The sequence below is a fragment of the Cobetia sp. 14N.309.X.WAT.E.A4 genome (genome assembly GCF_030397495.1).
In the GTDB taxonomy this organism is placed as follows: Bacteria; Pseudomonadota; Gammaproteobacteria; order Pseudomonadales; family Halomonadaceae; genus Cobetia; species Cobetia marina.
Window position 1 is genome coordinate 1 of the sequence record NZ_JAPNXT010000036.1, and the last position, 529, is coordinate 529.

Here is a 529-nt window from a genome sequence, read left to right on the forward strand (position 1 = left end):
ATCATCGATGGCGTCAGTAACGACGGCACGCTGAACTGGACCTTCGATAGTTCCAGCGTCGAAGGCGAGGCGTTCGATCACCTCGCAGTGGGCGAGAGCCTGGTGTTGGATTACACCGTGGTCGTCACCGACAGCCAGGGTGTGACCGCGGAGCAGGTCGTCAGCATCACCATCAATGGCAGCAACGATGCGCCGGTCATTGCCATTGAAGGCGACGACAGTGCGAGCGAGTCGCTGACCGAGACGGATGACACCCTGACCACCGCCGGTACGCTCTCCGTCAGCGATTTGGATACCACTGACGACGTCACGCCGAGCGTCACCGCCGTGACCGCCACCGGTGACACTGATGGCTTGAGCAACGATCAGCTGCTGAGCATGCTCTCCGTCGATGCCGACGCGATCATCGATGGCGTCAGTAACGACGGCACGCTGAACTGGGCCTTCGATAGTTCCAGCGTCGAAGGCGAGGCGTTCGATCACCTCGCAGTGGGCGAGAGCCTGGTGTTGGATTACACCGTGGTCGTCA

The 529-nt window shown here is 61.1% G+C and carries 1 protein-coding gene; it reads left to right on the plus strand.

Annotated features, from left to right (window positions below; all coding sequences use genetic code 11):
* Positions 1–529 (plus strand): VCBS domain-containing protein (locus tag OW493_RS17190; protein ID WP_289864994.1); only part of this gene is annotated, 529 nt, incomplete at both ends.